Here is a 6110-nt window from a genome sequence, read left to right on the forward strand (position 1 = left end):
GGGCGCGATCGGCGCGCGCACGACCGAGAGCCAGGTGCACCGCGAGTTGGCTTCGGGCCTGTCGGCGCCGATCGGCTTCAAGAACGGCACCGACGGCAACATCCGCATCGCGACCGACGCCATCCAGGCGGCCGCCCGCCCGCACCACTTCTTGTCAGTGCACAAGAACGGCCAGGTTGCCATCGTCGAGACCAAGGGCAACAAGGACTGCCACGTGATCCTGCGTGGCGGCAAGTTGCCCAACTACGACAAGACCCATGTCGACGCGGCCTGCAAGGACCTGGAGGCCGCCAAGCTGCCGACCACGCTGATGGTCGACTGCTCGCACGCCAATAGCAGCAAGCAGCACGAACGGCAGGTCGACGTGGCGCGCGACGTGGCGGCCCAGCTGGCAGCCGGTTCGCGCCACATCTTCGGTGTGATGGTCGAGAGCCACCTGAAAGCCGGTGCGCAGAAGTTCAGCGCTGGCAAGGACGATCCGGCGAAGCTGAACTACGGGCAGAGCATCACCGATGCCTGCATCGGCTGGGACGATTCGCTGACGGTGCTCGATGTGTTGAGTGGCGCCGTCAAGGCGCGCCGGGGCTGATTGACAGCCCCCACGTCGCTCTCGCTCCTGCCCCCCAAAGGGGGCGCCAACTCTACGGCCGGGCAAAGCCCGTTCCGTGAGTTGTTGCTTGATGGTGGCCGGGCTTTGCCGGCCAAACGTCAATCTTCGGCCCGAAGAATTCGTTCGCTGCGCCAGTAGACATCGTCGCCACCCAGCCCATCGAGGTTGGCGCGGTTGAGCACCCGCGCCAGCACAAACAGCAAATCGCTCAGACGGTTCAGGTACTGGCGCGGTTCGGCACGCACCGGGTCGGTGGCGGCCAGCGTCACCACCGAGCGTTCGGCGCGGCGCGCCACGGTGCGGCACACATGCGCAATCGCCGCGCTGCGTGTGCCGGCGGGAAGGATGAACTCCTTCAGGCGCGGCAGCGTGGCGTTGTGTTCCGCCAACGCCTCATCGAGGCGCAGCACGGCCTCGGCCGTGAGCAGCTCATAACCCGGGATCGACAACTCGCCGCCCAGGTTGAACAGCTCATGCTGGATCACCACCAGCAGCTCGCGCACCCCATCGGGCAGCGGCTCGGCGAGCAACACACCGATGTTCGAGTTGAGCTCGTCCACATCGCCCATGGCCGCAATGCGCTGGTGGCTCTTGGCGACGCGGGTGCCGTCGCCGAGGCCGGTGCTGCCGTCGTCGCCGGTTCGGGTGGCGATCTGTGTGAGTCGATTGGCCATGGGGTGGATGTGTGAAGAGGTGGGTCAGTTGACGTTGGAGTTCGACTCGAATTCGATGCCGCCGACGAACCTGGACACCAGGTTGTAGAAGGCACAGCCGATGACCGTCATGATGTAGCCGAACACCAGGTACACCACCGGCAGCATCAGCATGCCCAGCGCAGAAAACTTGGCCTCGCCGGGCATGAAGGCCGACATGACCAACATGATCGGCACCACGATGATCAGCGACATGGCGGCCGTCATCACGGCGAAGACCTTGGCGTTCTGGTGCGGTGAAAAGCGCTTGATCTGGTGCTTGGTGGTGCTGCCCTGTGCAATGTCGGCCACGGCGGCGTTGGGTGGGACGTATGGGTTTTCTGCGGACATCAATGACTCCCTCGGGGTTGTGTAGACGATGGGCCGCTCTGCGGGGCCGGCCACTCGCGATGGTAGCGAGCCGAACGGGCTACAACAATCGGGACCGTTTGACCGCGTGATAGCGGTTGACCAGCGCCACGGCCAGCGCATCGGGCTCCACGTCGACCGACAAGGCGTCGTGCCCCGTCACGCGGCGAAACGCGTCGCTGCGGCTTTGTGAGAAGAGGTGCGCGCCGGCGACCTCCAGCGCGCGTTGTTCGTCGACGATCGGCTGCTCGCCCAGCTCGCGCAACACCCGCTCGCGCAGGCTGGCGACCAGCACCAAGTGGCGGGTGCGCAGCAGCTTGAGGGCCGGGGTCAGCTCGGCCGCGTCTTCGTCGCGGAAGTTGGTGATGACGATCACGAGCGCGCGCTTGTGCTGCGCCCGCAGCAGGTCCTGCGCGGCGAGCAGGTAGTCGGAATGGGTGGCGCTGGGCTCGATGTCGTAGAGCCGCGCCATCAGCGCATTCAGTGTGGCCGTGCCCTTGCGCGGCGCAAAACGGCGCTGCTGCCCAGCGGCGTGGCCGAAGGTGATGGCGCCCACTTCGTCACCTTCTTTCAGCGCCACGTAGCTCAACAGCATCAGCGCGTTGAGCGCCTGGTCGAAGTGGCTGCCGTCGGCGCTGCGCTTGTCTGAAGAGAAGCCTTCGTCGGCGCGCATGCGCCGGCCGCAGTCGAGCAGGAACATCACACACTGGTCGCGCTCGTCCTGGAACTCGCGCACGATCGGCTTGCCGTAGCGCAGCGTGGCCTTCCAGTCGATGTGGCGGATCGGGTCGCCCTGCTTGTATTCGGCGAGCTGCTTGAAATCGGTGCCCATGCCGCGCTGCGGGTAGGTCTTGATGCCGATTTGCGCCAGCCGCCGGTCACCCGCCAGCCAGGCGTAACGCGCGACCGCCGCGAAGTTGGGGTAGACGTGCAGCCGCTGGCCCACGCCCAGCGTGCGCAGCAGTTCGAAGCTGCCGCCGCGCGAGCGCAGCCGCAGCTGCGTTGCACCCAGCTGCACCGGGCCGCGCTGGTGGGGCGTCACGGTGTATCGCAGCTCGACCCGTTTGCCGGCCGGCACCTGCACCTGTTGTGGCAGGCCCTCGAAGCCCAGGCGTGGGTCGACTTCATCAAACAGGGTCAGCGCCCAGGCGTGCGGGCCATCGTTGACGAGCGTGAGCTGCAGCACCCATGGCACCCCCAGCGCCAGCGCGTCGGGCAGGGCGCGCTGGGTGCGCAGCGGCGCCTCGCGCCACGCGCGCCAGGTGAGCCAGAGGTCGGCCGCCACCCACGCCACACCGATGCCCAGCGCCAAGCCACTCGCCTGAACCACCTGCACGAGCGGCACCCCGAGCACGAGCGCGACGGCGCAGGCCACTGCCGCGCGGGCGAGCGCCAGCACCGAAGCGCGGCTGGGGATGATCTGGCGCATGCGCGGGCTCTTTACAGGCGCGGCGCTTCGACGCTGTCGAGCACACCCGCCAGCAGCTCGCCGATCGCGCGGCCTTCGAGCTGTGCATCGGGTGCGAGCATCACGCGGTGGCGCAGCGCGGCCTGCGCGTGGCGCTTGATGTCGTCGGGGGTGACGAAGTCGCGGTTGTCCATCAGCGCGGTGGCGCGGGCGGCGCGCACCAGCGCGATGGCGCCGCGTGGCCCCGAGCCGGAGGCGAGGCCGGGCCAGCTGCGTGTGCTGCGCACGATGCGCACCGCGTAGTCGAGCACCTTGTCGTCAACGCGGATGAAGGCCACCATGCGCTGCAGTGCGAGCACGGTGCGCTCGTCGAGTTTGGGCGTGATGGCATCGAGCGGAAACTGGTCGCCGGTCTGCTGCTCGGTGGTGAGTTTGACGATGGCGGTTTCTTCGTCGTGCGGTGGGTAGCCGATGTCGATCTTGAACAAGAAGCGGTCGAGCTGCGCCTCGGGCAGCGGGTAGGTGCCTTCGGTGTCGATCGGGTTCTGCGTCGCCAGCACCATGAAGGGCCGAGGCAGCGTGAGCGTCTGGCCTTCGAGCGTGACCTGGTATTCCTGCATCACTTCGAGCAGCGAGCTCTGTGTCTTGGCCGGTGCACGGTTGATTTCATCGGCCAGCAGCAGGTTGGTGAACACCGGCCCGCGGTGCACCCGCAGCGCGCCGATGGGCGTGCCACTGTCGCCGCGCGATTCGAGCACCGAGTGGCCGGTGATGTCGGACGGCATCAGGTCGGGCGTGAACTGCACCCGCGCATAAGAGAGCGACATGGCCTTGGCCAGCGAGCGCGCGAGCAGCGTCTTGCCGAGGCCCGGCACGCCTTCGATCAGCACGTGGCCCGAAGCGACCAGCGCGACCAGGATCTGGCCGACCGCCGCCTGCTGGCCGACCACGGCCTTGCCGACTTCGTTGCGCAGGTCGTTGAGCAATTCGGCCGCGCGGGTCAGGTCGGTGGGTTTGAGCTGCATGGGGCGTTGTCCTTATCGAGGGGTTCGGTTCTGTTGTGCGAGCACACGGCGCGCGGTTTCCAGCAATTCGAGCGTGGCGGGCAGGTCGACGCGTTTGCGCGCCAGGCTTTTGTCGAGCGCCAGGCCGAGCGCGGCGGCGTCGAGCCCGGTGTGCTGGGCGATGGTGGCGGCGCGTTGGCTGCGATCGAGCGTGTCGTAGCCGCGCACGTGGCCGCGGGCGGCCGTGTCGAGCGCGCGGATCTGCGCGGCGAGCAGCGCTTCGGGGCCATGGCGGCGCAAGAACTGCGCGGTGCCGCTGATCTGCTCGGCCATCGAACGCCTGCCGGTCGGTGCCTCGGCGGCGAGCGGGCCAAAACGCCGCGCGCCGCGCCACAAGGCCAGCAGGAGCGCCGCTGCGCTCAGCAGCACCACCACCCAGGCTTGATGCCACAACCAGCTCAGCAAGGGCGCGCGCGCCTCTTCGCTCACGAACCACACCTGTGCGCCGCGCCGGGCCTGAAGTGCGGTCACGGCGGCCAGGCCGTTGTCGCCCTTGAGCACACGCTCGTTGTCGAGCAGGCCCGTGGGCAAGATGACCGTGATCTGCCCCTGGCCGCGTGCCACGCGCAGCATCATCGGGCCGTCGCGCCCTTCCAGGGCCCACAGTGGCGGTGTGTTCGATTGCAGCTTCCAGCCCGAGGCCACGTCGCTGCAAATCCTGAAACGGCGGCCGCCATCGGCGTAGCTGGCCGGCACGCTGTCGGGCTCGACGGTCGTGTGGCAAGGGGTTTGGATCGTGAGACCCAGGCGCCGCATCGCGGTGTCGGTGGCGCTCTCCTGGTCCTCGCCCTCATCACGCCCGCCCTCGGCGTCTTCGTCTTCTTCATCATCGCCCTCGAGCTTTTTGTTGCGCGGTGGCTTGAGCTGGCTGATGGGAAGCCAGCCCTTGAGCTGCTGGTGATCCAGGTTGTTGGCGTAGAGCACCAGGTGTCCACCCGCCTCCACCCAGCCCTTGAGCCGCTGCGCCCGCTCGGGGAACAGATCCCAGTACCACGAGGTCAGCAACAAGGTGGCGCGTGGCGGCGGCAGGGTCGACAGGCTGCTCGGCGTGGCCACGGTGGCACCCAGGCCGCGCACCAGCTGCTGGGTGACGTACAGCGGGTTCTTGGCGGCCTCGCCGCGCGGGGGGCGTGGCATGTCGACCTCGACCCACTCGGTGCACGAAGCCACCCACACGCCGGCCCCGAGCACCAGCGCCACCATCAGCACACGCAGCAGCAGGTCGCGGCTCAAGAGCGTCGTCATGCCGGGCGCCCTGCGCTGAACTGGCGGTCGAAGTCGGCGCACAAGGCCAGCACGCTGCTCGAATCGGGCAGGCGCGCGCCATACACCGCCAGCTGCCAGGCCTGCACCAGCCGGCCGAAGAAGGCGCTGGGTTCGGGTGGCAAGCGGGTGGCGGCGAGCGCCACACATTCGCCCTCGGTGCTGGCCGCGCGGATCGGCACCGCATGCTGGTGCACCAGCTGCGACAAGGCGCCCCGGTACAGCAGCGACAAGGCCGCGCGGTGTTCGCCTCGCTGCCACAGCGCCGCGGCGGCCGCGCCCACCTGATCGGGCAGGCTCTCGGGGCGGATGTCGAGGTCGCGCACATGGCTGGGCAGCTTGGCGCTGGCCCCTTTCACCCCACCGGCGCGAACCCGCACCCAGTGGCGCAGGCCCACGATGAAGAGCGCCACCGCCAGTGCGGCGAGCACCCACACGACCAGGCGGGCGGCGTCGGTCATCCAGCGCGAGAACTCACGCACCCAGCTCAGGAACGGGTTGGGTTCGTTTTTTGTCGGCGCTTTCTTGAACGGATCTTGTTGCTTCAGGCGCAGGGTTTTCTGCTTTTGGATGCCGCCGAGCTCGGGGTCGGCGCGCAGTTTGTCGAGCTCGGCGTTGACCTGCTGGCGCGTGGGGGCCGATGCGGGCTCGGCGGCTGCGCAGGCGTTGCCCGCGAACAGGGCGAGTGACAACAGCACGGCGTC

General features: G+C 68.4%; 7 protein-coding genes. 1 reads left to right on the forward strand and 6 read right to left on the reverse strand.

The annotated features are described in order from the left end of the window. The coding region (locus RMO40_RS16860; RefSeq protein ID WP_309723924.1) for a 3-deoxy-7-phosphoheptulonate synthase at nucleotides 1–589 on the forward strand (589 nt) is incomplete at its 5' end. A 119-nt stretch (nucleotides 590–708) separates the two neighbouring features. On the opposite strand, the gene RMO40_RS16865 is transcribed toward RMO40_RS16860, so the two are convergent. The 6 genes from RMO40_RS16865 to RMO40_RS16890 form a co-directional block, all read right to left on the reverse strand. Next, a complete protein-coding gene (locus tag RMO40_RS16865; RefSeq protein WP_309723927.1) occupies nucleotides 709–1284 on the reverse strand; it encodes a cob(I)yrinic acid a,c-diamide adenosyltransferase in 576 nt (191 codons plus the stop codon). A gap of 24 nt (nucleotides 1285–1308) precedes the next feature. Continuing rightward, nucleotides 1309–1653, reverse strand: a complete 345-nt coding sequence (locus RMO40_RS16870; protein ID WP_309723929.1) for a hypothetical protein — start codon at nucleotides 1651–1653, stop codon at nucleotides 1309–1311. A gap of 79 nt (nucleotides 1654–1732) precedes the next feature. Further along, nucleotides 1733–3100: a DUF58 domain-containing protein gene (locus RMO40_RS16875; protein ID WP_309723930.1), complete on the reverse strand. Its 1368-nt coding sequence runs from the start codon at nucleotides 3098–3100 to the stop codon at nucleotides 1733–1735. Between the two features lie 11 nt (nucleotides 3101–3111). After that, nucleotides 3112–4104, reverse strand: a complete 993-nt coding sequence (locus RMO40_RS16880; RefSeq protein WP_309723932.1) for a MoxR family ATPase — start codon at nucleotides 4102–4104, stop codon at nucleotides 3112–3114. A gap of 12 nt (nucleotides 4105–4116) precedes the next feature. Next, nucleotides 4117–5388 (reverse strand): DUF4350 domain-containing protein, encoded by a 1272-nt coding sequence (locus tag RMO40_RS16885; protein WP_309723933.1) that lies wholly within the window; start codon nucleotides 5386–5388, stop codon nucleotides 4117–4119. Continuing rightward, nucleotides 5385–6110: DUF4129 domain-containing protein (locus tag RMO40_RS16890; RefSeq protein WP_309723936.1), on the reverse strand; the 726-nt coding region annotated here is incomplete at its 5' end. The genes RMO40_RS16885 and RMO40_RS16890, both read right to left, overlap by 4 nt.

This window comes from Rhizobacter sp., assembly GCF_031412075.1.
In the GTDB taxonomy this organism is placed as follows: domain Bacteria; phylum Pseudomonadota; class Gammaproteobacteria; order Burkholderiales; family Burkholderiaceae_C; genus Rhizobacter.